Source organism: Enterococcus sp. S53 (assembly GCF_016516865.1).
Classification (GTDB): Bacteria; Bacillota; Bacilli; order Lactobacillales; family Enterococcaceae; genus Enterococcus_D; species Enterococcus_D innesii.
The window spans coordinates 1-2,243 of the sequence record NZ_JACVUH010000046.1; the positions used below are offsets into that span (position 1 = coordinate 1).

The 2,243-nt window shown below is 29.2% G+C and carries 3 protein-coding genes; 1 reads left to right on the top strand and 2 read right to left on the bottom strand.

Annotated features, from left to right (window positions below; genetic code table 11):
• Positions 1-334: 334 nt before the first annotated feature.
• Together IAE45_RS18460 and IAE45_RS18465 are read right to left on the bottom strand one after the other, a co-directional pair.
• Positions 335-607 (bottom strand): hypothetical protein, encoded by a 273-nt coding sequence (locus tag IAE45_RS18460; RefSeq protein WP_200143161.1) that lies wholly within the window; start codon positions 605-607, stop codon positions 335-337.
• 36 nt (positions 608-643) lie between these two features.
• Positions 644-853, bottom strand: coding sequence for a hypothetical protein (locus IAE45_RS18465; RefSeq protein ID WP_200143162.1), 210 nt, complete (start codon positions 851-853; stop codon positions 644-646).
• Positions 854-1,158: 305 nt separating this feature from the next.
• Between IAE45_RS18465 and IAE45_RS18470 the strand changes: the two genes are divergently transcribed.
• Positions 1,159-2,202 (top strand): DNA/RNA helicase domain-containing protein, encoded by a 1,044-nt coding sequence (locus IAE45_RS18470; protein ID WP_200143163.1) that lies wholly within the window; start codon positions 1,159-1,161, stop codon positions 2,200-2,202.
• Positions 2,203-2,243: the final 41 nt, after the last annotated feature.

A 2,243-nucleotide genomic window follows, 5' to 3' on the forward strand; every position in this document is an offset into this window, starting at 1 on the left:
TGGCGTAACCGTCTCTACTAAAATGTGTCCAAGATATTGACTCAAATCCAATCCATTATATCTCTAAGAGATATAGTAGTCTTTGAAGTTAATAGTTTCTGAGGACAAGGAGTACGTTTCTTCATAATCGGGTCTATATGTTCCAGCTAATTCTATACGGACATTAGTGTCATCTTTAAAAGAAACAATTTGAACTCCATCATGTATTAAACTTTGTGGTGCTTTGTTCTCATTCATTGCTTGTTCAGAATCCATTCCATCATAAAGAATAGGTTTGATAAGATACTTATTGCCAATAAGATGATTCTTTATATTATTTAAATCATCATTTGCTTTAGCTTGTTTTTTTTGCTTGTTCCTTATAGTATTCTTCGGCGATTGTAGTATCCATATATTTATCAGACATTAAAATCCATTCATCAATACCTCTGTATTTTCCCATATATGGCATATATTCTAATTGCCCCTTAGCATTTACTCTAAATGTTCCAGCACCATCAAGTTGGTCTACTCCAACATGGATATAAGCTAAATTATCTGTTTCATCAATTTTTACAGTTAAAATGTATTTAGTTGGTGGTGGAGTTGTTAAGTCTAAGATAGCCATAACCCATCTTTTTAATTCTTCCTCTGACAAATTTGTTTATTTTACAACAGAAGTTGATGTATCACTATTACTAGCTTGCTGACTTGTAGTTGATGTTGATTCAGTTATCTTTTCAACAGTTGGTTCTTTAAAAGATTTATTCCCTAAATATAAAAGATTTAGAAGAATAATTACTAAAACAATAATAATACTTAGCCATTTAATGAATTTTTTCTTCTTTTCTTCTTTTTCAATTTCTAACAACATCCTAGTCAATTCTAGTCTGACGTTTGGGTCAGTGGCATTATTTATTTCTGTCCGTAGTAAATCTTTATTAGACCTATCGTTTTTTAAACTTCTGGTTAATTTAATATTCGAATTGCTCAATTTCTTTTCTTTATTCCCCTTTTTTATCTATTATATCAAAGTCTAAGATAATTTATAGAAAATTAAAGATAAAAACAAAATAAAAAAATCCGATGTTTTCAGGATTTTTTTGTTTAAAAATTATCCCAATATTTGAATATTAATTATGATACAATTGTTATTATAATTATAAAAAAGTGGTGATTATGGTGTTGTTTTTTTACGATAGAGTTTCTAATTTAGCTAGGATGTCTAGTGATGAATTAGTAGAGAAAATGCTAGATAAATTTCACTCATTTGAAGATAATGAGATAGAGTTCAATGATAACGAAGTTCTATCTTGGAAAAACTCTTTGCCTATTTTAATTAAGTTGATTAATCAAGCTGGTTTAACAGATTTGGATTTAATCATGGAATATGAAACACCTTTAAACTCAAGAATTGATGCCTTATTAGTTGGTTATAACAAAGTCACTGATAGACCAACAGCTATGATTATTGAGCTAAAACAATGGCAGTCAATAAATACAGAGTTTACTGAATCTAATACGTTTGTAAAGCTAGATAATGTTGAAGAAGAATCAAGTGTTCGCAGTCATCCTATTGCTCAAACACATACATATAGAAGCCATCTGAAATGTAACCATTCCAATTTAGGTGATAATCAAGTAGATATTTTAGAGATACAATATTTACATAATTATAAAAATAAAGAAGAATTATTTAGTAATCAATATGATATTTATAATTCAAAACGTGAGAACTGTTTTGTGTTAGGAGAAGAGAATAGATTAATCGAGTTATTACGTTCTACTTTTGACAATAGAGAATCAAGTGAAATTACAAATTTAATTGTTACTGGTCAATATTCTATGGAGAAACAAGGATACGAAAACTTAGCTAAAGCTCTAAATTCACAGGAAATTAGTCCTTTATTAGATGAGCAGAGAGATGTATCAGTCAGATGCTCAAAGATTTTTAAAGATATAAATAGCAGGCATTTGATAGTTATAAGTGGGGATTGTGGAACTGGTAAAACTTATTTAGGCTTATACTTACTCAAACTTTTTATTGATATAACGAAATCTAAACAAGTAGTTTTTACTGTTACAAGTAAAATACTCAATGCCATTATTAACGGACATACAGAAAACAATATTCCTTATGTCAATGGATTAAGGGGACAGTTTGATTTAGTTATTATTGATGAAGCACATAGGCTTCCAGAATTGAATAAGGTTTGGATTTGAGTCAATATCTTGGACACATTTTAGTAGAGACGGTTACGCCA

What these genes read in the sequence shown, in the direction of transcription:
- IAE45_RS18460 (WP_200143161.1), bottom strand. Translation starts at nt 607, where the DNA reads ATGGCTATCTTAGACTTAACAACTCCACCACCAACTAAATACATTTTA.
- IAE45_RS18470 (WP_200143163.1), top strand. Translation starts at nt 1,159, where the DNA reads ATGGTGTTGTTTTTTTACGATAGAGTTTCTAATTTAGCTAGGATGTCT.
- IAE45_RS18465 (WP_200143162.1), bottom strand. Translation starts at nt 853, where the DNA reads ATGTTGTTAGAAATTGAAAAAGAAGAAAAGAAGAAAAAATTCATTAAA.